Raw genomic sequence first — 26347 nt, 5'->3', positions numbered from 1 at the left:
GTGCGGGCAGCTCGGGCGGTGTGCTGGGATGCTTGGCACCCGTGGGCGGTGCCGGGGCCGCGGGGCGGGCGGTGATGTCGGGCGGCGGGGCCGGGGCGGGCGTGAGCGCTGCGGGCATCGCTTCGGGCCGGGGGGCCGTCTCGTGGGGGACGAGGTCGCGCTGCTGGGCGAGCAGATGCAGGGGCAGCAGGACGACGACGCCGGTGCCGCCGCGGGAGGAGGGGCGGTAGTTGACGCTGATGCCGTACTTCACCGCGAGCCGTCCCACCACGGCCAGGCCGAGCCGGGTGCCCTGCAGCGAGGCGAGGTCGGTGACACGGCCGGCCACGGCCTCCTCGGCGCGGCGCATCGCCGCGTCGGCCATTTTCAGGCCGCTGTCCTCGATGGTGACGACGATGCCGGCGCTGCGGTCCTCGACGTAGACGTGCACTTCGTCGATGGGCGGCGAGAAGTTCGCGGCGTTGTCCATCAGCTCGGCCAGCAGGTGCATCACGCCCTCGGCGGCGAAGCCGGAGACCGCGGCCCGGGTGGAGCAGTGCAGGCGGACCCGCTGGTAGGCGGCGATGCGGCCGGCTGCGCCGCGCAGGATGCTCTCCATCACGATCGGCTTGTTCCAGGCGCGGCTCGCCCTGCCGCCCATGAGCAGCGCCAGCCGGTCGGTCACCAGGCCCAGCTGGGAGGTGCTGTGGTCCAGCTTCAGCAGATCGCCGAAGACCTCCTCGCCGTGCCGCTCCTGCATCTCCCGCAGGTCGGCGAGCATCCTCACGGTCTTGGCCTGGACGCGGCTGAGCGCCTTGGCGGAGGCGGCCTGTGCCGCGGCGGCGCGCCGCTCACTGCGGGCGAGCTCGCGGATGAACGATTCGGCCGGGGCACGCAGAGCCGGCAGCCGGGGCAGGTCGGCCTCGGCGAGCACGGTGTCGGCGGACCGGCCGTCGCGCAGCAGGGCGACCGCTGCGGGCAGCGTCTCCCGCACGAGGCGCTCGTGCTCGGCCGCCGACCGGTCCACCTCGTTCCGCAGTTCGTGGTACTCGCCCTCCAGGGCGTCCGCCCGCCGCACGTCCTCCTCAAGGGTGGAGGCGAAGGTGTGCGCGAGCCGCTGCAGTTGCGGGTCGGACGACGGCAGCACGCCGCCCAGCACGTCTGCCGCGCTCGCGCCCTCCCGCAGCCGCTTGGCCACGGCGGGCAGCGTCACACCGGCCAGATGGGAGATCTCGGCCGACAGCCGGGCCGCTTCGGCCCTGAGACGGCGGTTCTCCGAATCCCGCTCGGCGGCTGCGCCGCGGGCCCGGTGGACGAGCCGGTGGTCGACGAGGACGGTGACCGCCACGCAGACCCAGCAGGCCACCACCACGGCCAGGGTCCACGTGAAGGCGTCGGACGGTGCCAGGGCGACGGCCGCTCCGCCGGCGGCGGCGCTCGCCACCAGCACGGCCGACCGTGCGGCGAACGAGGTGCGCGGCGCCCCCACCGGTTGGTGATGGTTGGGCGATGCAGGCACTGGCATGGAGCGGTCCCTCGGTCGTGAGAGCAGGGGAATCGGGGCGGCGGCACGAGACAGCCGCAGGCCGGGAAGACGTCAGCCAACTGGAGGGAGACCTTCCGACCACGTATGGATCATGCTAGTCACCCTGACGTGCGAGAAGGCCCCGCTTGCTGGACAGTCCGTCAGTGATCCGAGTTCGTCGTGAACCCATCGCTCGTACGTCGCGCTGTGGTAGCCGGGAAGACGCCGGACGATTCCGGCCGCAGGGCGGTAGCGCGCGTGGGCGACCGCACTGCCGGGGCGCGGCATCGCCTCGACTGCGAGGTTTTCGCCGGCTCCACCCCTCGCACAAGCCGTCTATTTTCGGCCAACTATGCGAGCGCCGGACCCCCTTCGCGTTCAGGCCGTCGTGATGGCCACGACGCCGGGGTGAGGGAATGCCGCTGACCGTGAAGATCCTGTGACGACGAGCCGGTTCCCGTCGGCCGAGGCCGACAGGGTCACCGCGCGCTCGGGCGCCTGCACGAGGTGGACTGCTGACGAGCGTCGTCGCGACACGCGGCATCGACCCGTGACGGGACCCGCAGACGCTGTTGCAGCCTCAGCCTGCGCGGAAGTCGTGAGCGGTGTACGAGAAGTACACGTGGTAAGTGCCGTGCCCGTCCGATACGTACCAGCGACCGGCCAGAGGCCCATCACGTTGTCGTGCGAGTTGGCTGCGGTCGAGAGCGGGCCTTCATCCGTCCAGTCGTCCGTGATCACGCCGGAGCCGTGGATGCCGCCCTGGGCAACACTGGCGTGTGCCGTCGGGCCCCACAGGCACGGAAACAACGATATCGGCCTCCCAGCCGAGGTTGTATCACCGCTATCCATTTTGCGGTTCCAGTGATAGTATCGACGATACTGTGAGTAGGGTTTCAATGGAACCGTTGAAGAGGGGCTGCCATGTCCGACCGTTTGCGGATCATCGGGGTGGAAGAGACCGTCGTCGTACCGGCCGTCTACGAGGCGTACCAGCGGGCCGGATCACCGCAGATCTTCTCGCGTGGCTTCGGGGACAGCCCGATCGCGAAGAACCTGCACGAGGTCGGCGAGCAACGGCTGGCGCACATGGACGACCAGGGCATCGACGTCGCCGTGCTGTCCCTGTCGTCTCCAGGCGTGCAGGACCTGCCTGAGGCCGACGCCGTCGCGGTGGCGCGCGAGGCGAACGACCAGCTCGCCGAGATCGTCGCCTCCCGGCCCGACCGCTTCCAGGCGTTCGCCGCGATTCCCACCCAGTCGCCGGCCGCGGCCGCGGCCGAACTGGAGCGCGCCGTGTGCGAGCTGGGCTTACCCGGCGCCATGCTGTACGGCCGCACCGGGGACAAACTGGCCGACCACCCGGACAACGACGAGTTGTACGCGATGGCCGAGCGTCTGGCCGTGCCGCTGCACTTCCACCCGCAGACACCGGTCCAGCCCGTCATCGACGCCTACTACTCCAACCTGCCCGAGCCCATGGGCCCCGTTCTGGCCGGCGCCGGGCTCGGCTGGTACTACGACCTCGGCATCCAGTACCTGCGCATGATCTTCTCGGGGGTCTTCGACCGGTTCCCCGACCTGCAGGTGATCGCCGGGCACTGGGGCGAGGTCGCGCTGTTCTACCTCGACCACACCGGCTTCTTCGGCGAAGCAGGCCGCCTGCGCCAGCCCCTTGCGGACTACTTCAAGCAGAACTTCTGGGTCGCCGGCAGCGGCACCAACAGCCCCCGCTACCTGCGCTGGACCGCCGAAGTGATGGGCACCGACCGAATGCTGTACTCCACCGACTACCCCTTCACCTACGGCTTCCGCCCCGGCGGCTTCCCCTACGTCGATACCAGCAACGGCAAAGCCCGTTCCTTCCTGGAGAACTCACCGTTCACCGACGAGCAGAAAGCCGACATCGGCCACCGCAACTGGGAACGCCTCACCGCCCGCGCCAAGCGCCCGACGTCCTGAGGCACCACCACGGCAGGCCGGAACGCCACCGCGCGCCGGCCTGACCTCACGGCACCATCGAGCCGGGCGTACGCGGTGACCGGGACGGGACAAGAACCATAGACGCCGGCCCTCCGGAATGCCGGTGCTCCCCGCAACTCACCAGGCCCCGCTGATCGGCCCCGCCGCGCCCGCGCCGTCCGCGCCGTCCGCCGAGCGCAGTTCGACCGCGATCCGGTCCAGCAGGGGCAGGGCCCGGGCCAGCAGGAAACGCTCGGACTAGCTGCGGGTCTACGGCCCCGCTGCGGTGGTCGCGCGGTGGACGGCGGCCCGACGCGGCCAGGTGACGGCCGTCACGGCAGGCGACGCGTTCACCGCCGACGGCTTCGACATCACCGTCCACGGGGACCTGCACGCCACCATCCATCGCGACATCCCGCGCGTCGTCAATCTCGGCTACCTGGTCGACGGGCGGGTCTACCACCCGGGCGACGCCTACCACGTACCCGAGGCCCCGGTCGGCACGCTGCTGCTGCCCGCCGCCGGCCCGTGGACCAGGACCGGCGAGGCCGCCGACTACGTCCGGGCGGTCGCCCCTGAGCGGCTGGTGCAGATCCACGAGGCGATGCCCAGCGAGATCGGGCAGCACTCCATGGCCCGCCTGCTCAGCCCCGGCATGCTCACCGACGTCCCGCTGGAGATCGTGCCGCCGGGTGACAGCATCGAGGTCTAGCCGGGGACTTGCCAAGGCAAGGATCCCCCCCGTCTCGAAGCAGCCTCAAGTGGGGCCGTCGGGGCCCGCCTTCGGCATGTGCCGCGCTTCCTCGGCGAGTTGACCGAGCTGGAGCGGCGGTCACGGTGCAGAAGATGACCGGCATACGGATGCCCAGGCCGGGGCCGGTGCGCTGCCGGGGGCGAGGGCTTCGTAGTCGACCATCGGCGCCAGCGCTCCCGGCCGGGGCCCTTGCAGGTGCAGACGGTCACCTTCTTGCTGACGCCCGTTGATCCGGGCGTGGAGCAGAAGGCCCCAGGGGTGACGGTCCCGACACCGCCGCCCCCATCGGAGCCGCCGGACGAGGAGGAGCCGGAACCGTCGAAGTCGTCACCCGTGCTGGGCGGCGTCGGGCCGGGGCGCCGTTCGGTGAACGCGGTGCACGAACCGCTCGTGCACGGGGCCTACCAGGGCAAGGGTCCCTCCGCGTCGAAGTAGCCCCCAGTGGGGCCGTCAGGGCCCGTCTGTGCCATGCGGACGATGATCTCGGCGCCCTGTTCGACGGTCTGGGTGCCGGTGTTCCCGTTGAGGTCCGTCTTGGTGTAACCGGGCTCCACCGCGTTGATCCGCATGTTCGGGAACGCCTTCGCGTACTGCACGGTGATCATGTTGACCGCCGTCTTCGACGCCGGGTACGCGACCCCGGGGTAGGCGTGGGTCGGGGTGCCGGCGGTGCTGACCCGGGTCAGGGAGGCCAGGCCGCTGCTGAGGTTGACCACGACCGGGGAGGCCGACCGCTGCAGCAGCGGCAGGAACGCGTGGGTGACCCGCACTGTGCCGAAGACGTTGGTCTCGAACACCTGCCGCATCATCTCGGCGGTGACGTCCGCGGCGCCGATCACACTGTTGTCCTCGGTTCTTCCCTCGACACCGGCATTGTTGACCAGCACGTCCAGCCCGCCGCCGGCCCCGATGGTCCTGACCGCGGCCGCGACGGAGGCGTCGTCGGTGACATCGAGCTGCACGGTCCGCGCGCCCAGCTGCTCGGCGGCCCGGCGGCCGCGCTCAGGGTCCCGGCTGCCGATGTAGACGGTGTGGCCTACGGCGATGAGGCGGCGGGCGGTCTCGAAGCCGAGGCCCTTGTTCGCTCCGGTGATCAGTGTCGTCGTCATGCCCCCACGTTGCGCCGCGACCGTGCGGCCGGCCAGGCGTCCGGTCTTCCTAGGACCGGCAGTACCAGGCGGGCCGGACGGTCGGCGATGCACACTGGCAGGCATGGTGACGACGGAATTCGGGCGGGCGGTGCGTCGCTGGCGCGACCGGATCCCACCTGAGGCGGCCGGGCTGTCCGCCGGCCCCGCCCGGCGCACGGCCGGGCTACGCCGCGAGGAACTGGCCATGCTCGCCGGGATCTCCGTCGACTACGTCACCCGGCTCGAACAAGGCCGCGCCACCCACCCTTCGCCTCAGGTCGTCGAGGCACTGGCCAGGGCACTGCGGCTGTCAGGGGACGAGCGCGCCCACCTGTTCCGGCTGGCCGGGCTCGCGCCGCCAGGCCCTCAGACGGTGCCCGCGCACATCACCCCGAGTGTCCAGCGGCTGCTCGACAGACTGACGGGGACACCCGTGGCGGTCTACGACGCGGCCTGGACCCTCCTCATGGCCAACGCGCCGTACGCGGCCCTGATGGGGGATCCGTCCGGTTGGCGTGGCAACGAACGCAACGCTGTATGGCGCCACTTCCTCGGCCCCGGCACCCGGGCCCGGCACACCCCTCAGTCCCTGCACGACTTCGAGGCCGCGCTGGTCGCCGACCTGCGCGCGGCGGCCGGCCGCTACCCCTCCGACCGGCGGCTGCAGCGGCTCATCTCCCAACTGCGCGCACACAGCGACCGGTTCGCCGCGCTGTGGGACGCCGGCACCGTCGGCCGCCATGAGGCCGCACGCAAGACCATCGACCACCCACACGCAGGACCCGTGACACTGGACTGCGACGTACTCACCGTCGCGGGCAGCGACCTCCGGATCATGGTCTACACGGCCGAACCCGGTACCGAGGACGCTGAACGCCTCACCCTGCTGACCGTGCTCGGCACCCAGACCCTGACGGATTCCGCCAACTGAGACGACCTCTCCTACTGCAACGGTGCTTGTGCCGATTGCTGACCAGTTGACGGACTGTGTCCGCGCCGCTTGTAGTGACTGACGCGGGCTTGGTGCTGGCGTCGTCGTCGGTGGGTCGACCAGCGCAGGACGTGGTCGACCGGGGCGGGACGGCGGTCGGTGAGTCGGGTGATCAGGCGTCGGATCTCGGCGAGGCTGAGGTGGATGAGCGGAGAGGATCCGTTAGCCCGGTCTTGATTTACCGGCGTGTGATCCGCCGGTGAAACAACGGGCTCCGGCAGCCTCTTCCATTCCATGGAGGGCAATGGTGAAAAGGATAGGGATGATCACGCCACCTTGAGGTGTTCCTTCCTCGGTGGCGGTGAAACACTCCTTCTCGATGATTCCGGCTTTCAGCTATCGGGTGACCATTTCAGTTGCAGAAAGGTTCCCAGCATCTCGATGAGGTGAACGTGATCGCGATGCGGTCGAATGCCGCTGCCAAGTCCGCGTTTAATACCCACTTTGAGGTTCCCCCGAGATGCGGGTATATGTGACACCGGGTCAGATGCGTCTCAGGAGAGGAGCCCGGACGATGCCTGCCCCGAGGAACTCCTTGTAGATCAACGAAGCCACCCTGAAGGCGCTCCTCGACGGCGGTGCGGCACCGGGGGTCGACCTCATGACGGGCTGAACCCGCGACGCGTACCGGCTCTGACTCGTCCCCGGTGGCCTCCTCCAACGCGTCGACCACCTCGTTGCCGCAGCGGCAGCGGGCGCGGGGTCGCCGAGACCGTGGGCAAGCTGGTCACCGACCACCTGCTCCGCATCCCGATGCACCGCCTGGTCGACGTGGCGCTTCACAGGGGCCGGCCGACATGATGCACAGGGCGTGGGTGCGGTGCGTGGAATCCGGAGACCCCGGGTGGGCCACGTGGGACGCCGCCCATCCCGTACGGGTCTTCGGCAACGGCGCCCCGTACACGGCCCACGGCCCGCTCGACGCCGAGTACGGCCCGTGGAAGGCCGTCGTCGGCGCGCGTCGGGGTACGCGGCCCGGGCGTCTGGTGCGACGGTAGCGCACGACACCGCGTCGGCGGCTCAGAAGTCCCGCGAGCGTGGTCGCTCGGGGCATGTCCCGCTACCCCGAGGGACTTCACCGAATCTCCCCGAACCGTCGTCCGAGCGCCGCCGGTGGGCGACGCTCGGACGTACCGTCAGGGGCGGTGTTGTCAGGCCCAGCAGCCGTTCACGGTCGCGGCGAGGCCGTCCATGGCGTCCTTGATGTCGCTCGGGTCGGCCGTCGAGTTGTTCTCGATGAAGGAGAAGATCCGCCACTCACCGTCGTCGGTCCGCGTGACACCGCTCAGGGCGATGGCACCGGTGAGCGTGCCGGTCTTCGCGCGCACCTTGCCCACGGCGCACTGGGAGTTGGGGTCGTCGAAGCGTCCCCACTCCGGGCCGAGGCTGGCACCGGCCTCCCCGGAGACCGGCAGGCCCTCCAGGATCGAGCCCAGGGCGGGGGACTCCGTGATCGCGTCGAGGAGCTGGGCGAGGGTCGCGGCCGGAATGCGGTCGGCCCGGGACAGACCGCTGCCGTCGTGTATCTCGAAGTTGTCGAGGGAGATGCCGTACGAGCTGAGCACCTGGCGGACCAGCGCGGTGCCGGCCTCGAAGGTGCCCGGTTCGCCCAGCTCCACGGCGGTCATCCGCAGCAGGGTCTCGGCGATGTTGTTGTCGCTCGTCTTGAGCATCTTCTTGACGATGTCCGACAGCGGCGCCGACTTGTGCTGCGCCACCGGGACGTCGGACTGCTTGGCCGTCGTGCGGCCCACCTCGCCGGTGACGGTGATGCCCTGTGCGGCGAGCTTCTTCGCGAAGACCTTGCCGGCGTCGATCGACGTGTCCTCGACGGCGGCACCGTCGACGACGAGCGAACGGACGGGGGCGACCTCGGTGGGGTAGTAGCCCTCGTTCCAGCCCTCGGCGAGACTCGGGGCGGCGAAGAGGCTGTCGTCCACCCGGACCTGGACGTCGGTCCGGCCCGCCGCCTTGAGCCCGTCGGCCGCGGTCCTGGCCAGCTCGGCGACGTCCTCGCTCGTGAGGGTGCGGTCGCCGCCGCCGACGAGGGTGAGGGTGCCCTCGCCGTACACGACCTTGGTGGTGAACTCGTGGTTCGCGCCCAGCAGCGTCAGGGCCGTCGTGGCCGTGGCGAGCTTGGCGTTGGAGGCCGGCATGAGGGCGGTGGAGCCGTTGTGGTCCCACAGGGCGGTGTCCGAGTCGGCGTCGAGCACGATACCGCTGACATCGTTGCCCAGCCGCTCGTCGGCAAGGCGCTCGTTGAGGTTCTTGACCAGCTGCGCGTCGTCGGCGGCGAGGCCGTCGACCGAGACGCCTTGTGCCTGCGGGGCGCCGTCGTCGGCGGCGAAGGCCGAGGTTCCGGCCAGCGTGGCGGAGGCCACGGGCACGGCCATCGCGAGCACGAGGGCCCGTCGCGCGCCGACGCGGCTCACTCTCGCCCTGCGGTGCCGACGCCGTCCGCCCGGCGCGAAGGTCTGGGTGGGGGTTTCGTCTGGCGTACCAGTCATAAAGTGAAGTCCAAGGATCGGTTGCTTTGTTCTGTGGGGGTGAAACACCAGGCACGCTACCAGCCGTCGCACGAAGGGCCGGAACGGAATTGACGGAATGTGAATGTTCTGCGACCGAAGGACGGAACGGCTTTCCCCGCGCCCTCGTGGAGGCAGCGCTACCGGTGTCGCACGGGCGGTTCCGTTGCCCTTTGGCCCCCGTACTGGTGGGCTCGCGTTTCAACTGTCGCGGGCTCCCCGAGGAACCCGGCCCGATGGTGACCGGTTGTGATCGCCAGCAGCGTATCGGCTCCAGGTACCGCCGGTCTCCCTGAGAAGGCGGCTGGTGGTCCTGTCGTGGTGGCCGAGGGCGTCCGCGACGACGGAGGCGGGCGATTCCGGGAGTTGCTGTCGGATGGCAGCACCGCGGGCGGCAGTGACCGGAACACCAATCTCGCCAAGTAGCGCGGACAGGTGGTCGGGACGCTGCCGAGACCGTCGTCCACGGTCAGGGCCTTGGTCGCGGCGTCGGCGAGGCGGTAGACGGCGGCCGGGTCGCTGAGCGTGCCCCCGCTCTCGAGCTTGCGGAGCACGGCCCCCAGGTGCGCTGTTGATCCCCGGTAGCCGGGCTCCGAGGCGTCGGTCGCGCTGCTGCGGCAGGCGGGGATCCCGGTGACGGTGTCGCGGGGGATGCTCATGACGGTCGCGTGGGAACGGTCGGCCGCTATGCGCACCACCCGTTCCACGTCCGCGTTCCCCCCGCCGCTCCGCACGCCCGTGTGCGCGCAGCCGCCGCCGCGCCTGCAGTCCGCGGCGCTGGTCCGGCCGTCCGAGCCGGTGACGAGGATGTCGACCGGCGTGCGCCCGGAGGCGTCGGGCCGCTCCGCGCCGCCGCCCCGGTCGCCGATGGGGACACCGTGGATGTTGTCGCCCGGCCGCTGGTAGAAACACCAGCCGGCGCCGGAGGCACCGAGTACCACCAGCGCCGGGGGGCGCCGAGGCGGCCGGTGCCGACGGGCAGGCCCTGTTCGATCATCGAGTGTGCGTCGCCGGGGGCCCGCCACCACAGCAGGTGCCGGGCGTCGGCGCGCCCGGCCGGTTCCTCGGCGGGGCGGGTGGGGGCGGCGGAGGCGGTGAAGGCGGGCAGGCCGGTGAGGGCGGCGGTCGCGGCCAGGGTGAGCAGGGTGCGTCTGGCGGGTTCGGGGGTGCGTCTGCTGGTCATGGCGGCTCCAGATCGGTGTCTTCCCGTCCTCGTACGCCTCCTTCTCCAGGCCGACGGGAAGGTAGATCCCGGCCTTGAGGCCCTTGGCGTGCAGATCGTCGGCGACCGGCTTCATGCCGCGCGGGAAGCGCTCCGGGTCGGCCTTCTGCCAGGCGTGGCCGTCGAACCCCGGGGTCCACGCCTGGTCGCGCCACCAGCCGGCGTCGATGTTGACGTACTCGTAGCCGTACTTCTGCCGTCAGCCCGAACAGGCCGCCGACGACGCCTCGGCGTCCGGGGCCGGGAGCGAGGGGCGTGGGGCGGCTCGCTTGCGTCATGGTTGCTCCTCGTACGTACTGGTCCGGTCTGGGCACGGGTCATCTCGGTGCGCTCACTGGTGCGGTCCGCCTCCGGTGAGGCACGGGTCTTCTCGGTGCGCTCACTGGTGCGGTCCGCCTCCGGTGGCGGACCCGCCGGCGAGGGAGGGTGCGGTGGCGGAGGGCCCCGCGGACGACGGTCCGTTGCGGGACTGGCCAATGAAGGACTGGATGGCGGTCGCGGCGGCGCCGCGGGCCCACTCCTCGAAGGGCAGCGGGCGGGTCCGCACGTCGCACCGCGCGGCGGAGCCGAAGGCGGCCGCCGTGAAGGAGGCGCGGATCTGCTCGGCGAACAGGTCGTAGGCGGCCAGTCCCTCGCCGGAGATGATCACGCGTTCGGGGCCGAGCAGATTGGCCACGGTGGCGATGCCCCGGCCGATCGCCTCGCCCGCCCTGGCGTACGCCTCCTGCGCCGCGGCGACTCCCTGATGGGCCAGCGCGGCGGCCTCGGCCGCGTCGGCGACCTCCGTGCCGGTGGCGGTCCGCACCCGGTCGACGATGGCGGCCTCCCCCGCGACGGCCTCCACACAGCCGTGGTTGCCGCAGTGGCAGAGGGGACCCGCCGGGTCGACCGTGACGTGTCCGATCTCGCCGGCCACGCCGTGCGCCCCGGCCACCACCCGCCCGTGCACGACCAGCCCGCAGCCGATGCCGGCGCCGACGGTGACGAGGGCGAAGTCGGACAGGCCGACACCGGCGCCGAACCACTGCTCGGCGACGGTCAGGGCGCGGACGTCGTTGTCCACGGTCACCGGCAGGCCCGTGGTCATCGCGGCCAGTTCGGCCAGCGGCACGTCCCGCCACTCCAGGAACGGCGAGTACCGCACCATGCCCCGGGCGCGGTCCACGTCGCCGGAGACGGCGACGCCCGCGCCCACGACGTGCACGCCCAGGCCGTCCGCCTCGGCCAGCGTTTCCTGGGTGAGGTCGGCGAGGGTGGCCAGTACCGCCTGCGGGCGATGGTCCGCCAGGGGGAGCCGCCGGGCGACCAGCACCCGGCAGCACAGGTCGGTGAGGACGCCGATGACCTCGTCGCCGGTGACCTTGACGCCGAGGAACAGGGCCCGTCCGCCGTCGACGCGGAGCAGGCTGGCGGGCCTGCCCAGCGCCGGACCGGCCTCGTCGTCGGCGCTCTCCACCAGGTAGCCGGCCTCGATGAGGGGCCGTACGGCCTTGGTGACGGCGGCCGGGGACAGCCCGAGGCGACGGGCCAGCTCCAGCCGGGTGAGCGGGCCCTGGGAGAGGGCGGTGACGAAGACCTGCGAGGCGGCCGGCGTATGGGCGGGGAACGTCTCGGCACTGGGGGGCGACGACGGGGCGGACATGGCGGGGAACCTAGGCGGATTATTTTCCGCTGTCAATGAAAGAAGCAAGATTGGTCCGATGGTTGACCTCAGGCGCGCTTCTGCTTTCAAATGACCCGTGCATGCGCGGTGTTGGCTGGTGATCAAAGGCCCTGCTGCCCCGCGACTCCCGTCGTCCCCGCGAACACGAGGCCTGATGCCGATGATCTTCCATGCCCCCGACTCCGGGCTCTGGCTGCTGTCGACCCCGCGCACGTCCTACGTCCTGCGCGTCGACGCGACGGGCGCCCCCCGGCACGTGGCGTGGGGCCCGAGGCTCTCCCCCGCCGAGGCCGGGGAGCTGCTGGTGCCCGACCCGCGGGAGGAGGTGAGCAGCTTCGAGGGACGGGCCCCGGTCGGCGAGGAACTCCCGGTCGACGGCGGCACCCGGTACGGGCCGCCCTCGCTCCAGGTCCGCCACGCGGACGGCGCCCGCGCCTTCGAATGGCAGCCGACCGGTCACCGGGTCGTCGAACCCGCCCCGGGCATCGCCGAGTTGGTGCTGGAGTTCCGGGACCGGCGCTACCCGCTGCACGTCGCCCTGCACTACACCGTCCGCGACGACACCGACGTCATCGAGCGCCGTACGGTGCTGCGCAACGCCGGCGAGGACCCGCTCGACCTGCTGCGGGCCGACTCCGCCGCCTGGTCGCTGCCGGTGCTGCCCGACTACCGGGTCAGCCATGTCACCGGACGGTGGGCCGCGGAGTCCCGGCTGCGCCGCGAGCCGCTCCCGCACGGCGAGACGGTGCTGACCAGCCGGCGCGGCATCACCAGCCACCACGCCGGGCCCTGGGTGATGCTGGACGACGGCCGGGCGGGTGAGGAGCACGGCAGGGTGTGGAGCACCGCGCTCGCCTGGAGCGGCAGTTGGCGCCTCACCCTCCAGCGGACCCACGACGGGCGGGCGGGGGTGACGGGCGGTGCCGGCCACGACGGCGTCGCGGTGCCGCTGGCCCCCGGCGAGGAGTTCACCACCCCGGTCTTCGCGGGGCTGTTCACGGAGGGCGGTTTCGGCGCCGCGAGCCGGGGCTGGCACGCGTACACCCGCCGGCACGTCCTGCCGCACGGCACGGAGACCGCGCCGGTGCTCTACAACTCCTGGGAGGCCACCGGCTTCGACGTCGACGAGACGAGTCAGCTGCGCCTCGCCGAGCGGGCCGCCGCGCTCGGCGCGGAGCTGTACGTCGTCGACGACGGCTGGTTCGGCGCGCGCCGCGACGACCGGGCCGGTCTCGGCGACTGGACCCCGGCACCCGAGCGCTTCCCGCACGGCCTCGCCCCGCTGTCCGAGGCGGTGCACCGGCTCGGCATGCGGTTCGGCGTGTGGGTGGAACCGGAGATGGTCAACCCCGACAGCGACCTGTACCGCGCTCACCCCGACTGGGTGCTGCACCTGCCCGGCCGCACCCGCAGCGAGCTGCGCAACCAGCTCGTGCTGAACTTCGCCCGCGACGACGTCGCCGACTGGGCGTACGGCTGGCTGACCCGGCTCGTCGCCGACGCGGGCGTGGACTTCCTCAAGTGGGACATGAACCGCGCCTTCAGCGAGGCGGGCTGGCCGGACCGGCCGGGCGGCCACGACCGCCTGTGGACCGCCTACGTGCACCATCTGTACGGCGTCCTGGACCGGCTCCGCGCCGACCACCCCCGGCTGCGGATCGAGACGTGCAGCGGCGGCGGGGGACGCGCCGACCTCGGCATCCTGCGCCGCACCGACCAGGCGTGGACGTCGGACAACACCGACGCCGTGGACCGTCTCCTCATCCAGCACGGCTTCGGGCAGGTGCTCCCGGCCCGCGTGATGTCCGCCTGGGTCACCGACGTGCCCAACCAGTTCACCGGCCGCACGGTGCCGCTGCGGTACCGCTTCCACACCGCCGCGGCCGGGCTGCTGGGCATCGGAGGCGACCTGGACCGCTGGTCGCAGGAGGAGATGGCGGAGGGCGCGGAACTGGTCGCCGCCTACAAACGGGTACGGCACCTCGTGCAGCACGGGGACCTGTACCGGCTCGCCGGACCGGAGGGCGACGGGCCCGTCGTGGTGCAGTACACCGCCGGCGACGGCGGCGAGACGCTGGTCCTGGCCTGGCGGCGGGGCCCCGGGGAGCCGGGCCCGCCGCCGGAGGCACCGGTGCGGCTGCGCGGCCTGACACCGGGCGCCCGCTACCGGGACGCGTGCACCGGAGCCGTCCATCACGCCCGGGTCCTGGAGGCGTACGGTCTGCGCCTGGACCTGCCGCGCGGGGACTGGGCGAGCACGGCCGTGCACCTGGTACGGGTGGACTGACGCCGGGGCGCCGCTCAGCGGGCGGCGTTCTCCAGGCCGAGCGTGTCCAGGGCGTCGCGCAGTGCGGTGCGGGAGCTGATGCCGAGCTTGCGGTAGGGCTGGTACAGGTGCGTGTGTGCCGAGACGGCGTCCCGCTGAGTGGTGCAGGGGATCCGCGCGGTCGAGCGCGCGGGTTCTGCTCCCTCGGGTGCACCGTCCGCCGGTGTCCGCTCCCTGCTCCACTGGCAGGCCATCGTGCAACCGCCCGGAGTGAACGGGCAGTTCGACCCCAGGGGGCGCACGATGGCCTTGCCCCAGCATGACCTGCTCCGCCTGCGTGCGTCACTACGTCCGGCTGATGATCTCGAACTCGTCCGCGAAGTCGCCGAAAGGCTGCTGCAGGAACTGACCGAGGCCGAGGCCGCCACAAGGACCGGCGGCGGGTGGGGCGGACACACCGACAGCCGCACCACCCGGCGCGACGGGCACCGCGAGAAGACGGTGACGACGCAGGCCGGAGACCTGGATCTCGCCATCCCCGGTACTGCGGGCCGGAAGCTCCCTCCCCGGCTCCCGCGGTCATGATGGCGGCACACGCTCACGCCGTGTCCCCCCGTTACCCGTTTTCGGGGCTCCGTGACGGGACCTTTGGCCTCCGGGTCCGGCTCAGCGCAGGCCGTAGGCCCGTGTCACCGACTGCCGTACCCGGTCACCGGCCGCGTCGACGGCGGTCGCCCGCAGGGTGACGTGGCCACCCGGACGGCCCCCCGCCGGTATCGCCAGCGACCACCGACCGTTGGCGACGGGCGCGGCCACCACGGCGTTCCAGGTCGCGCCGTCGTCGTAGGACACGTCCACGCTGACCTTGCGGACGGGTGAGGTGCTGGACGAACCAGGCTGGTGCCGGGCCGTCACAGAGCCGTTGAGGACCTTGCCGGCCGGTGCGCTGTTGCCCAGGTCGAGCGGGAGCGTGAACCCGAGGTCCAGCAGGCCCAGCGGGGTGCGGCCGGTGCCGGTGGTGCGGGCGGAGGTGAAGGTCCACTCCGAGCGCACCTTCGTGGACAGGGACCGAAGGGACCTGATGGCCAAAAAGTGTAGTGCTCGTCAGGGCAGAAAAGTGTGCTCTTGGTTCACATGTTGTTTCTATCAGCTCGCTGGGTCCCTTGGGTCCCTCTGCCGCGAGCACGCCTGCCTCGGGGCCGGTGAACCGTGAGGCGTGGTCGGCTTCGGACGGAGCACGGTCGGCTGTTCGCTGCTCCCCGGGACAGGGACTGCGGGGACTCACCCTTCTCTCCCACCAGTCGCGCTCGACATGGGCGGCATACGTGTGATCAGGCCGGACACCTGCAGCGCCGCCGCGCCGAAATGTGTGAACCGCCGGGTCCCGGTCCGATGCCACGTACCGCCCGGTGCGATCAGTCACGTGACGTACCGGCCGGAGGCAGCGGCAACCGTGACGACGACCTCATCGACGGCCTCGCCGCATCGCCGCATCGCCACGAGCCTGTTCCACGGTGTTCTCGGCGCACTGACCAACGCGGCGGACATCACCCGCTTCACGCTTCGGGGCCGTCAGGGCGCCCGCAGCCCATTTTCGTGCCCCCTTCCGCCGCAGGCGCCTGCGGCGGAAGGGGCATCGCACTCGGCCGCCACGGGGCGGCACGGCTAGCGCGTGGCGTAGGCGCGGATGAAGGCGTGGACTCCGTCGATCATGATCCGGCGGACCTTTTCCGGGTCGGCGGTGGCGGGGACCGGCTGGCGTTCGAAGGCCAGCAGGACGGTCAGAGCGGTGAAGTGGTCGGCGGCCAGGCGCGTGTCGTCGGTGTCCAGGAGTCCGGCGTCCGCGAAGTGAGCGAGGCGGTCCGCCAGGTCCTGCGAGGCCGCGTCCGTGGCGAGGTCGTCCGTGGTCGGCGGCGTCTGCAGGCGCTGTTGGGCGACGAGGGCGAAGGCGGCGGCGTAGTCGGCGGAGCCGACGATCGACGTGCCGAGGTCGATCGCGAACGCCGTGAGCGCCTTCTCCAGTTGCGGCACGGTCGTGATCCGCGCGTCCGTGGGAAGGTGCTCGTCCAGCGCCCGGCGGCTCGTGGCCAGCATCGAGTCGGACGCCGCGGTGAGGATGGCCAGGAAGAGCCGCCGTTTGTCGCCGAAGTAGTCGTACACGGTCCGCTTTGACACTTCTGCCCGCGCCGCGACGGCGTCCATGCTGACGCGGTCCACCCCCTGCTGCACGAACAGGTCCCGCGCGGCGGTGAGGATCGCCGTCCGCTTCTCCAGGGACCCCTCGCGTACCGGCTTCTCTCCACCGGGTGTGTTCATGTGCACCTCCAAGGCCACTCTACACGGTGCAGTTTACTGACTGCACTGCACGGTGTAGTGTTTACGGTGTGCTCGCGGCAGCTACGGCCTCGCCGGCCACACGGCCGGTGAGGCCGCCGTACCGGGCCGACGGTGCACAGGTCAGGTACTCCAGTGCTCGCCGGCACAAGTACGAGCCGGGCACGGCGACGGCTCCGGCGACGGCTCCGGCTCCGGCTCCGGCTCCGGGCGGCTGTACGGGTCCCCGGTCCTGCCGTCGAGCACCTCCGAGAAGACCCCCACACGTCCACCACCCGGCCGCCGTATCGGCGCGGCGCGGCCAGGAAGGATTCATCATGACCGAGACCCTCACCAAGCGCTCCGCGCTCGTCTCCGGCGCGAGCATCGCCGGCTCTGCGGTCGCCTACTGGCTGCACCGCCACGGCTTCGACGTGACCGTCGTGGAGAAGGCGGGCGCCGTGCGCGGCGGCGGTTACCCCATCGACATCCGAGGCACCGCCGTCGAGGCGGTGCGGCGCATGGGCCTCCTGCCCCGGTTGCGGAAGGCTCACGTCAACACCCACCGCATCACCTTCCTGGACGCCGACGGCGGCACCGTCGCCGCTCTGCGTCCTGAGAGCATGGCCATCGGCGCCGACGGCGACCTCGAAGTACGGCGTGGCGAACTGACGCAGATCCTCTACGACGCCGTCCGGCACTCCGTCACGTTCGAGTTCGACGACTCCATAGCCGCCCTCGACGACCGCCCCGACGGCATCGAGGTCACCTACCGCAGCGGCGCCCGACGCACCTTCGACGTCGTCATCGGGGCCGACGGGCTCCACTCCCACACCCGTCGGCTGGTCCTCGGCCCCGAGGAGGGCTTCCACCACTACCTCGGAGCCTGTTTCGCCGGCTTCACCCTCCCCAACCACCTCGGCCTCACCTCCGAGGGCCTGTTGTGGAACGCCCCCGGCCGGTCCGCCGCCCTGTACGCCGTCGGCTCCGGCCAGGACGTGTTCGGGCTGCTCACCTTCAGGCGCTCCGCCCCGCCTTCCGACGCCTTCCGCAACCCCGACGCGCAGCGTGAGCTGCTCGCCGCCACCTTCCCGGACGACCGCTGGGAGATCCCGCGGATCGTCGCCGAGACGCGCACCGCGGACGACCTGTTCTTCGACGTTGTCAGCCAGATCCGGATGACGCGCTGGTCCGCGGGCCGGGTCGCGCTGGTCGGCGACGCCGCCTACGCACCGTCCTTCCTGACGGGGCAGGGCACCAGCCTCGCCCTGACCGGTGCCTACGTCCTGGCCGGCGAACTGGCCACCCGCGCCGACCACACCGAAGCGTTCGACGCCTACGAGAGGGTGATGAGGCCGTTCGTGACCCTCAACCAGGCGCTCGCGGGCGACGGCGACACGGAGCTCTTCCCCGCCACCGAAGAAGCCCTCCAGCGGCGCAACATCGCCCTGCGTACCCTCTCCGCCCTCCCCGCCGACCGGGCGCACGCCGAGTACAGCGCTCTCACGCTTCCCGACTACCGCTGAGCCCTACCGACTTGGCCCGCCCGCCTCAAGGAGCTGATGGAGTCCGGCTGAGGTCCTTCTCCGGTCCGGCGGATCCACGTGATCGCCCTGGAACCGGATCGTTGGCAGGTCAGGGGCGGGGAGAGCTGATGGATGACGTCACCTGGAGCATTCGACCCCGACTGCCGGTCGTCCGACTTCGATGGCGAACGATCCAAGTTCGATGACACGGGACACGTGTGACGGCTGCTGACAGTCGGCGGACGACCGGCATGCGGGGCGAGGGGACAGGTGGCTCAGTGTGATCTGAGGGCTTCTGCTTGAGTACGCGGCTCGGGGACCGCTCCGTTGTTCATGGCGGTGAGGTCGGCGTGGGCCTGTTCGACGGAGATGACCAGGTCGGGCTGGATCTGCTCGACGGACTCGCCGCACGCGCGGCGACGAGTCAAAGTTAGTGATCTTCAGTGATCAAGTGCCCGGCCGTCGGTTGGCGACCGGGAGCAGCCTGCTGAAGGTGTTGCGCGTGACCGCGGGGCGGTCCGCAGGAGGGCCCTGGGTGTGGTGCGTCAGTCCGAGGCGCCGCTGCGCCGGGCGTAGGCGCGGGCGGCGCGGGCACGGTCGCCGCAGCGGGTGGAGCACCAGTGGCGTCGGCCGTGGGTGCGCAGGAGGAACCGGTCGCAGGGGGCTGATCCGCAGGCGGCGAGGATGTCGGCGTCGGGACCGGTGAGCAGGTCGGCGGCGTCGGCGGCGAGGGTCGCCAGTGCGTGGTTGACGGCCTGGTCGGTGGGGTGTGCCTGGACGCGGCGCAGCCCCCGGGCCCCGTCCCAGGCGAGGAGGGGGGCGATGGGCACGGCCGTGAGTGCCTCGTTCACCGCGCGCAGGGATTCCTCGGGCGGCGTGGTGGTGTCGACGCGGGCGGCGAACAGGGCGCGGATGTGGGCGCGCAGCGTGCGCATCCGCTGTGCGCACACCTCGTACAGCTGCGCGTCGGGGGCGGTCAGGTCGTGGGCGGCGAGCCAGCGCATGGCGGATTCCGGGGCGGCGAGCAGGTCGTAGCTCTGGCCTGCGGGCAGGGTGGCGGCGGTGTCGGCGAAGTCCAAGGAGCGGTACCGGTCGGCACCCGGTGCCGGGGGCAGAGCGGTCGGTGCGACGTCGGTGGCCAGGCTGTCATCCATACCCCTCATGGTAGCGCTTGCGTTTTCCCGTGATGTCTGCCTAGCCTGGAATCACGTTAACCGCAGGTTTTTCTCGTGAGAAACGGAGACATGATGTCCCAGCTCGACGCCAACCAGTTCCCGGTCCGCACGTTCGGCGGTCCGACCGCCCTGTTCGAGTACGGCGGCCTGCGCTTCCTGACCGACCCGACCTTCGACGGCCCCGGCGACTACGCCTCGCCCGGTGGCCCGACCCTGACCAAGACCGCCCCCTCCACCACCACACCCGCCGACCTCGGCCCCATCGACGTGGTCCTGCTCTCCCACGACGAGCACGCCGACAACCTCGACACCTCCGGCCGCGCCCTGCTCGCCGACGTCCCTCTCACCCTCACCACCCCCGGCGGCGGCCAGCGCCTCGGGGAGAAGGCCAAGGGCCTGGCCGACTGGGAGTCGATCGAGCTGGAGCGCCCGGGCGGCGGCACCATCACGGTGACCGGAGTCCCTGCCATCCACGGCCCCGGCACGCGTGAGGAGGTCGAGCCCTTCGCCGGCCAGGTCGTCGGCTTCGTCCTGACGGGCGAGGGCCTGCCGACGGTCTACGTCAGCGGCGACAACGCCTCGCTCGACGCCGTCAGGGAGATCGCCGAGCGCTTCGCCCCGATCGACACCGCCCTGCTGTTCGCCGGCGCCCCCCGCTTCCCCATGGTCTTCGATGGCAACCTGATCGTCCTGGACAGTGCGCAGGCGGCCGAGGCCACCCGGATTCTTGACGCCCGCCGCGTCGTCCCGGTCCACCACGACAGCTGGGCCCACTTCACCGAAGGCCGCGACGAACTGGAGGCAGCCTTCGCCGCCGCGGGCCTGGCCGACCGCCTGGACCAGGACTGGGCGCAGCGCGCCTGAGCCCGGACCGCAGCTCAGGAACCGAGACCTCGTGCCGGGGTCGGGGCCCGCAGCACACCGAGCCCCGACCCCGGCAGCGACCCCTGCACACTGCCAGAACGGCAGAGAAGGGGCAGGGCGACTACGACACGCTCACCGGCATGTTCCACCCGGACTTCGTCTTCTACCCCCAGATCGACAGCCCCCGGCCCGGCGCCGCCGGGTTCATCGACGCGGAGGTGCGCGACCGCCCCGCCGGGGAATGGCATCGTCTTCGGTAGTGACAGTGCCGGGCCACGGCCTGACGCCTTCGCCGCCATCGCAATCAACTCAGCGCATGGATGCGAAGGGGCGGGCGGGGCCGGTGGGTGGGGCCAGTCGCCAGCAGCCGACGGACTTCTGCCACGGTGAGCGGGACCATGGTGGAACCGTTTCTGCGTCCCCCTTTGCCGCCGCTTGGGCCGCCGTAGCCGCGAGAATGGCATGCGCGGACATGGACAGGGCGATGTGCCTCATCCATCCGACGTAGCGGCGGACTTCGTACTGGTCCAGGCCATACTCGTTCTTCGCAGCCGGGAAGCATTCCTCGATCGCCCACCGACGTCCGGCAACGCGCACCGGGCCAGCGCCCAGCGATGACGGGTGGGCCGCTCACTGTCGAAGTCCTCGATCACCGGGAGCTGGACGGCTGCCCAGTCATGGACGCGCGGGCCCTTGGCGCCGTCGCCGCACGAACGTTGCTCCCATGCCTCATCCAGTACACCCCCTCACTCGGCGGCCACCGTCGCATGCCATGCGCCCGGAGGCATGCCTGTCGCCTTCCGGAAGAACACCGAGAAGTTGGACGCGTCGGGGAAGCCGAGCGTGTTGGCGCAGGCGGCCGCGGTGAGGCGGTCGTGTGCGAGGAGCCGTTTGGCTTCCAGGACGATCCGATCGACGATGTACGCCTTCGCGCTGCGGCCGGTGACCTGCTGCACCGCTCTTGTGAGAGTGCGGGGGGCGTATCCCAGTGTCCGGGCGTAGTAGCCGACGTCGTGATGTTCCCGGAAGTGCGCGTCGACGCTGGACCGGAACAGCCGGAACACCGGATTGATCGACCGTGCTTCGGCGTGAGGGGGCCGTAGCCGGGCGATGAGCGCGGAGAGCAGGATTTCGGGCAGCTCCGTCGAGATATGCCCGGGTGGGGCGGATGCTTCGAGGAGGAGATGGTCGCGCGCGGTGTCGACGAACGGCCAGTCCGCGTCGGGGATGCACCAGTGTGCGACCAGGTCCGGGGACGCGACGAGCTCCCGGGTGGCGTGGGTGACCGGCGCGGTCGGCACGAACAGCACGACGTGCCCAGCCACATCAGCGATGTCATCCCATCGGTGCACAGCCCCAGGAGCGACCCACACGGCGGACCGCTCCCGGAGCGGGTGTCGGAGGAAGTCCACGGTGACGGATCCGTGCCCGGCATCGACGACGGCGAGGACGTGGAAGTCGGCACGCTGTGTCCCGCCGTCGTTCAGCTCGCGAAGACGGTCGAACGTCATGGTTTCGACAGTGGCGGCACGGCGCCCGACGGGCTGGTAGGTCATCTGCCGGATCGCGGTCATCTGTCCAGTTTCCACCATCAGGCGACCAGTCGTGCCGATGCCCCGGCCCAGCGGAAGCGATTCGATGAACACACAGAACAACCGCCTCAGAACCTTGATCGAGAGAGTCACGATGAACCCGACGCAGCAGCCGCTACTGCCCGCTTACGACCACCGGCTGGAGACCGGACCGACCTTGGTATTTTTGCACTATTGGGGTGGATCCGCCCGCACCTGGGACCTCGTCGTCGACCGCCTCGCGGGACGCGACATGCTCACTGTCGACTTCCGCGGGTGGAGCCGCTCGAGCAACCTGGCCGGCCCCTACACCCTCCGCCAACTCGCCGACGACACGCTCGCCGTGATCGCCGACGCGGGCGTCACCGACCACGTCCTCGTCGGACACTCCATGGGTGGCAAGATCGCACAGCTCATAGCGGCGACCCGGCCCGCCGGCCTCCGCGGGATCATCCTCGTCGGTTCCGCTCCGGCGAAGCCCGCCGTAGAGGTCACTCCCGAGTACCGGGAAGGCCTTTCCCACGCCTACGACTCCGACGAGTCCGTCGCTGGTGCACGGGATCACATCCTCACCGCGACCGAGTTGCCCGAATCGATCAAGTCGCAGATCGCGACGGACTCGCGGGCCAGCTCCGACGCCGCCCGCACTGAGTGGCCGCTGCGCGGCATCGCGGAGGACGTCTGCGAGCACACCCGCATGATCAGCGTCCCCGCCCTCGTCGTCGCCGGAGAGAACGACCATGTCGAGCCCGTCGACGTGCTCGTCAACAACCTGGTGCCCTACCTCTCCGGAGCCGACTTCACGGTGATTCCGAACACGGGTCACCTGATCCCGCTGGAAGCTCCGGCCGATCTCGTCGACGCAATCACGGCCTTCGCACCAGCAGTCTGACCATCTGCACGGCCTGAAAATCGACTTCGTCCACGATCACCCGCGGGACGCCCTCGCCGCGTGACAGGGCGAGACTGAGTCCCGACCCTCCCGCGTTGATGCGCAATCCGCCAGACCTGCTTGCCGCAGCCGGCCGGGGCGACAAGCGGGTCGGCCTCACCGTCCAGCGTCGTGCCGAGACACCTCAGCAGGTGGGGCCCGTGTTCGTGGACCACCTGCAGGTCGGTGACGTCGAGGGCCTGCTGTCGCTCTACGAGCCGACAGCGACGGCTCGGCCGCCTCGTGGCCCGGGGACGTCTGCGGACCAAGGGCGAGCCCGGCATGGCCCCATGGCCTCTGACCTGATCGTCGTGGACACCAGTCGACGACCAGCGCGAGTAGTTCCCCTCCCCCCACACACCAGAGCCGTGACCAGCAACTTCACGATGCACGCCACTCGTTGGGGAGACCGGTGCCTGTGCTGCCGTCATGGCTGACCGAACCGCTTTGGGACCAATTCGCGTCCCTGCTGCCCGAGCGGCCGCAGTACCACCCGGACCATCCGCTGGGCTGCCACCGCCCGCGCGTCCGGACGAGCGGTGTAGCCGGCTACTACAGTCATCAGCACATCGACATCGGTCAGGGGGCTGGGTCGTGTGCCAAGGACGATGGCGAGTTCGGGGTTGTCGAGCGGCGGCATCGGGGCCTGGCCCGCGTCCGTGGCGCTGCTGCTCTCTGCGAAGGGTGCGTGCTGTCGGCGAGACGGTCGGCGAGGGCGGCGGCGTCGAAGTACCGCCAGGCGGCGCGCACCTGGATCCCCAACTGCTGCGCCACGGCGTTGATGCTGGACTCGATCGTGTCGTCGACCGTCGGCGGCGCGAGCGTCACCCCCGGTGAGCCAGCTCCGCGAGCGCCTGGTCAACGGCTTGTCTGAACGCCTTCGTGTTCCGCGCAGGTGCATCGTAGGCGCACCCGGGTGGCCGCCGGACAGCTTCACCAGCATCGCCTCGAGGCCAACATGAGGCGCCGGGCCCGGGGCGCATGCCCGGTCGGCAGACGGCCGCATCGCACGTCACGGTGCCAGGGTGGTCGGGAGCCAGCGGCGGCGGACCACGATGCGCACGGTCCCCGTTCACTCGGGCAGGGCATGCACCGCATCACCACCTCGTGCGGGCGGGTCGCGCCGTTTCCCGTGGCCTGCCGTGTCCTTCGGACTCCACCGAGTGCTGGTTGAAACATTCTCGACGTACGGCTGCGGCCTTCGGCGGCGAGTCTTGTTCAGCAGCGGCGCAGGGGGAGTTGCCTCCTGTCGGCCGCCTGTGCGAGGAGGTGCTGGCACGACGAGATGACTGCTGGATCGCTTCAATGACAGACAAAGTTGCCGTTTCCCACCGAAGAGGTGTAGATCATCTTGCGGTATGTGACCGTCCCATCGATTGCAGTCGGAATCAGCGTTGCCGCCTCGCTGATTTCCCTGGCAGCCGTTCCCGCCGATGCGGCTTCAAGTGCCACCCCGGAACGCGTGAAGTGGGAGCTCTGCCGGGATGCGGCGGCGGACTGGAATCGCAGCGACAGCCGCAGCGAATGCGCGCTCATCCCCGTTCCGGTGGATTACTCCAAGCCTGCGGGCAGAAAAATCAACATCGCTGTGAGCAGGGTCAAGGCCACCGGAAAGCGCACGGGGGCCCTGTTCGGCAACCCCGGGGGGCCCGGCCTGGCCGGCACGCCGTCCCCGTACGCTCTGCTCAGCAGCCAGCTGGCGCCGATGAACAAGGAATTGGACTTCATCGGTATCGATACACGGGGCACGGGCTACAGTGCCCAGATCTCCTGCGATACGCCCGAATTCCGGGAGGGGGAGAGCGAGAGGGAGACCTTCGAGCGTCAGGCGGATGCGAAGCGCAAATGCATCGCCAAGGACCGGGAACTGGCGCTCTCCATCAGCATGGAAAACGCATCCCGAGACATGGACCGCATCCGGCAGGTGCTGGGCTTCCGCAAGATAAACTTCTATGGAAACTCCGGCGGAACGGCGCTGGGCGCGGTCTACCGCTCCATGTTCGACAGCCGTGTCGACCGGATGTGGCTGGACTCGATCATGTCCCCGGTCGGCCAGAACGCAGCGGTCACCGCAGAAGTTGCGCAATACCATGCCGGGTACCGGCGGTTCTTCGAATGGCTGGCCGGCAAGAATTCGACGTACCACTTCGGGAACTCGCCCAAGAAGGTCGAATCTGCGCTGAAGGCATTGCAGGCGAAGGTGGGACGGGACGAGTTCGCCGCCTTCCTCGATCCCAACCTGGAAGCCATACCGGACCGGTGGGAGCGATCTGCCGCAAAGCTGCTGGAACTACAGAATGAGGGGACAGGAAAGGTTGTCCCCAAGCAGAAGGATATGAAGCGGAAGTCCTTTGGCTTCGGAGAGATGGGGCACAATTACGGGTTCACCCATGACGCCTTCATGTGCAATGCGAGCGCCGATGGCCGTACATATTCCGATCTCGTCAGGCTGAGGAAAGAGCGGCAGGCGAAGTACCCGTTTTCTGCGGACTTCAACGACCAGCCCATCACGTACTGCGCCGGCTGGCCGGCGGGCAAGCCGTGGGACCTGAAGCCCGGCAAGAGCCAGCTGCAGCTGTCCGGCCACAAGTTCGAAACCGTCACGCCTTACGTGTGGGCAAAGATGATGCACAAGAAGATCGGTGGATCGCTGCTGACCGTCACGGATGCGACGCATTCCACCATGAAGTCCAAAGAACTCGCATGCGGCTCCAAGGTGGTGGACTTCTTCCGGGACGGCACGCCGGCGAAGGGCAGCTGCCCCGGTTTCCCCGCCGAGCAGACCGGTCCCTCAGGACCTGCCGGCAATCTGGCGGGGACCGTGAAGCTCCCGAACTGCTCCGCTTCGCTGGTCCGCCCCCGCACCGCCCGCGACGAGGACAAGGCGCTGCTGCTCACCAACGGGCACTGCCACCCCGAGGGACGGCCGAAGCCGGGTGAAGTGATCACCGGACAGGGTGCCCCGATCGAAGGCAGCGTGTTGAGCCCGGCGGGCCGCGAACTCGGCCCGGTGACGGGGCGGGTTCTCTACGCCACGATGACCGGAACCGACATCACGCTGGCACAGCTGGATTCCACGTACGCAGACATCCGGCAGAAGTACAAGATCGAGGCGTTCCCGTTGGCTTCGACCGGTCCTGTTGCCGGGCAGAAGATCAAGGTGGCGTCGAGTTTTCTGGAGAGTGTCTGGTCGTGCCAGGCCGAGGCTGTGATTCCGACGCTCAAGGAAGGCGACTACACATCGACCCATGCGATCCGGTACGCGAAGGAATGTAACACCCAGCCCGGAAGCTCGGGTTCAGCCGTCGTCGATGCCAGGACCCGGGAGCTCGTTGCGGTGAACAGCACCAGCAACCGTGACGGCAAGAAGTGCGAACTGAACAACCCGTGCGAGGTCGACGAGACGGGCACCACGGTCCACCAGGGACGCGGATACGCCACCCAGACCGCGGCGATCGCCGCATGCATCGGCGCCGGCAACACCATCGACCTCAAGCGCCAGGAGTGCACCCTGCCCAAGCCCTGACCCGATCTGGTCTCCTCCCGCGCGTCTGCCCCACGGTCCTCTCACGGACGACCGTGGGGCGGACGCGCGCGGTCCAGGCGTAGTAGCCGCCCTTGCGGCGACGGCCCCCTGGGCGATCAGGCCTTCCAGCAGGGCGATGAAGACGCCGGCGTCCCGCCAGACGCGGAAGCGTCCGTAGACGTGGCCCAGGGGCCGAACTCGGCCGGCATCTCCCGCCACTGACCACTGGAGCGGAACCGCCAGATCACACTTTCGAACTGCTCTCTCAACCGCTCCGGGCACGGGCCGTATCTACCGATCGGCAGATATGGCTCGATGAACTTCCACTGCGCATGCGTGAGTTGCCTACGCGTCACAACCACAGTCCTACCGGATACCACCCCGTGAAGAGGGCAGAACCCAGCAGCTGATCACGACATCACAC

Annotated in this window: 19 protein-coding genes and 5 pseudogenes; 11 read left to right on the top strand and 13 right to left on the bottom strand. The window is 70.4% G+C overall.

All coding sequences use genetic code 11. From position 1 onward, the window contains the following. Positions 1-1504 (bottom strand): ATP-binding protein (locus KUM32_RS30140; protein ID WP_254406346.1); only part of this gene is annotated, 1504 nt, incomplete at its 3' end. A 924-nt stretch (positions 1505-2428) separates the two neighbouring features. On the opposite strand from KUM32_RS30140, the gene KUM32_RS30135 reads away from it, so the two are divergent. Then, complete coding sequence (locus KUM32_RS30135; RefSeq protein WP_217145134.1) at positions 2429-3466, top strand: amidohydrolase family protein; 1038 nt, start codon at positions 2429-2431, stop codon at positions 3464-3466. A gap of 322 nt (positions 3467-3788) precedes the next feature. Beyond that, entirely contained in the window at positions 3789-4178 is a 390-nt protein-coding gene (locus tag KUM32_RS30130; RefSeq protein WP_308408751.1) for an MBL fold metallo-hydrolase, read from the top strand. Between the two features lie 443 nt (positions 4179-4621). Here KUM32_RS30130 and KUM32_RS30125 read toward each other — a convergent pair whose 3' ends face one another. Continuing rightward, positions 4622-5329 (bottom strand): SDR family NAD(P)-dependent oxidoreductase, encoded by a 708-nt coding sequence (locus tag KUM32_RS30125; protein ID WP_217145133.1) that lies wholly within the window; start codon positions 5327-5329, stop codon positions 4622-4624. 103 nt (positions 5330-5432) lie between these two features. Here KUM32_RS30125 and KUM32_RS30120 point away from each other — a divergent pair, with 103 nt between their 5' ends. Next, positions 5433-6281: a helix-turn-helix transcriptional regulator gene (locus KUM32_RS30120; RefSeq protein ID WP_217145132.1), complete on the top strand. Its 849-nt coding sequence runs from the start codon at positions 5433-5435 to the stop codon at positions 6279-6281. A 616-nt stretch (positions 6282-6897) separates the two neighbouring features. Beyond that, positions 6898-7339 (top strand): annotated as a pseudogene (locus KUM32_RS30115) (carboxylesterase/lipase family protein); the annotation flags it as partial. Positions 7340-7492: 153 nt separating this feature from the next. Here the strand turns inward: KUM32_RS30115 and dacB are convergent. From dacB to KUM32_RS30100, 4 genes and pseudogenes are all read right to left on the bottom strand, one after another. Next, entirely contained in the window at positions 7493-8848 is a 1356-nt protein-coding gene (dacB, locus tag KUM32_RS30110; protein ID WP_217145131.1) for a D-alanyl-D-alanine carboxypeptidase/D-alanyl-D-alanine-endopeptidase, read from the bottom strand. Between the two features lie 970 nt (positions 8849-9818). After that, positions 9819-10049: pseudogene (locus KUM32_RS44000) on the bottom strand (hypothetical protein); the annotation flags it as partial. A gap of 4 nt (positions 10050-10053) precedes the next feature. Further along, positions 10054-10284, bottom strand: a pseudogene (locus KUM32_RS30105) (carbohydrate-binding protein); the annotation flags it as partial. Between the two features lie 183 nt (positions 10285-10467). After that, a complete protein-coding gene (locus KUM32_RS30100) occupies positions 10468-11730 on the bottom strand; it encodes an ROK family transcriptional regulator (protein ID WP_217145130.1) in 1263 nt (420 codons plus the stop codon). 175 nt (positions 11731-11905) lie between these two features. On the opposite strand from KUM32_RS30100, the gene KUM32_RS30095 reads away from it, so the two are divergent. Further along, entirely contained in the window at positions 11906-14038 is a 2133-nt protein-coding gene (locus KUM32_RS30095) for an alpha-galactosidase (protein WP_217145129.1), read from the top strand. 14 nt (positions 14039-14052) lie between these two features. Here the strand turns inward: KUM32_RS30095 and KUM32_RS30090 are convergent, their stop codons facing one another. Further along, a complete protein-coding gene (locus KUM32_RS30090; protein WP_217145128.1) occupies positions 14053-14271 on the bottom strand; it encodes a hypothetical protein in 219 nt (72 codons plus the stop codon). Positions 14272-14320: 49 nt separating this feature from the next. Here KUM32_RS30090 and KUM32_RS30085 point away from each other — a divergent pair, with 49 nt between their 5' ends. After that, positions 14321-14602 (top strand): transposase, encoded by a 282-nt coding sequence (locus KUM32_RS30085; protein ID WP_254406345.1) that lies wholly within the window; start codon positions 14321-14323, stop codon positions 14600-14602. An 81-nt stretch (positions 14603-14683) separates the two neighbouring features. On the opposite strand, the gene KUM32_RS30080 is transcribed toward KUM32_RS30085, so the two are convergent. Beyond that, positions 14684-15106 (bottom strand): hypothetical protein, encoded by a 423-nt coding sequence (locus KUM32_RS30080; RefSeq protein ID WP_217145127.1) that lies wholly within the window; start codon positions 15104-15106, stop codon positions 14684-14686. Positions 15107-15682: 576 nt separating this feature from the next. Further along, a complete protein-coding gene (locus KUM32_RS30075; protein WP_217145126.1) occupies positions 15683-16333 on the bottom strand; it encodes a TetR/AcrR family transcriptional regulator in 651 nt (216 codons plus the stop codon). 335 nt (positions 16334-16668) lie between these two features. Here KUM32_RS30075 and KUM32_RS30070 point away from each other — a divergent pair, with 335 nt between their 5' ends. Beyond that, positions 16669-17856, top strand: a complete 1188-nt coding sequence (locus KUM32_RS30070) for an FAD-dependent monooxygenase (RefSeq protein WP_217145125.1) — start codon at positions 16669-16671, stop codon at positions 17854-17856. A 275-nt stretch (positions 17857-18131) separates the two neighbouring features. Here the strand turns inward: KUM32_RS30070 and KUM32_RS30065 are convergent, their stop codons facing one another. Continuing rightward, a complete protein-coding gene (locus KUM32_RS30065; RefSeq protein WP_217145124.1) occupies positions 18132-18284 on the bottom strand; it encodes a hypothetical protein in 153 nt (50 codons plus the stop codon). A 117-nt stretch (positions 18285-18401) separates the two neighbouring features. Continuing rightward, a complete protein-coding gene (locus KUM32_RS30060) occupies positions 18402-19019 on the bottom strand; it encodes an ABATE domain-containing protein (RefSeq protein ID WP_374227568.1) in 618 nt (205 codons plus the stop codon). Between the two features lie 84 nt (positions 19020-19103). On the opposite strand from KUM32_RS30060, the gene KUM32_RS30055 reads away from it, so the two are divergent. Then, positions 19104-19895: an MBL fold metallo-hydrolase gene (locus KUM32_RS30055; protein WP_217145180.1), complete on the top strand. Its 792-nt coding sequence runs from the start codon at positions 19104-19106 to the stop codon at positions 19893-19895. 746 nt (positions 19896-20641) lie between these two features. On the opposite strand, the gene KUM32_RS30050 is transcribed toward KUM32_RS30055, so the two are convergent. After that, positions 20642-21487 (bottom strand): AraC family transcriptional regulator, encoded by an 846-nt coding sequence (locus KUM32_RS30050; protein ID WP_217145179.1) that lies wholly within the window; start codon positions 21485-21487, stop codon positions 20642-20644. A gap of 94 nt (positions 21488-21581) precedes the next feature. Here KUM32_RS30050 and KUM32_RS30045 point away from each other — a divergent pair, with 94 nt between their 5' ends. From KUM32_RS30045 to KUM32_RS30035, 3 genes and pseudogenes are all read left to right on the top strand, one after another. After that, on the top strand, positions 21582-22358 hold the full coding sequence (locus KUM32_RS30045) for an alpha/beta fold hydrolase (protein WP_217145122.1): 777 nt from the start codon (positions 21582-21584) through the stop codon (positions 22356-22358). 451 nt (positions 22359-22809) lie between these two features. Next, a pseudogene (locus KUM32_RS30040) lies at positions 22810-22926 on the top strand (IS5/IS1182 family transposase); the annotation flags it as partial. 831 nt (positions 22927-23757) lie between these two features. After that, entirely contained in the window at positions 23758-25923 is a 2166-nt protein-coding gene (locus KUM32_RS30035) for an alpha/beta fold hydrolase (RefSeq protein WP_217145121.1), read from the top strand. Positions 25924-25959: 36 nt separating this feature from the next. Here the strand turns inward: KUM32_RS30035 and KUM32_RS30030 are convergent. Further along, positions 25960-26279: pseudogene (locus KUM32_RS30030) on the bottom strand (transposase); the annotation flags it as partial. Between the last annotated feature and the right edge of the window lie 68 nt (positions 26280-26347).

The organism is Streptomyces sp. AC627_RSS907 (assembly GCF_019049165.1).
The sequence above is the reverse complement of the archived record's forward strand: the minus strand, read 5'-3'. Positions and strand labels throughout refer to the sequence as shown.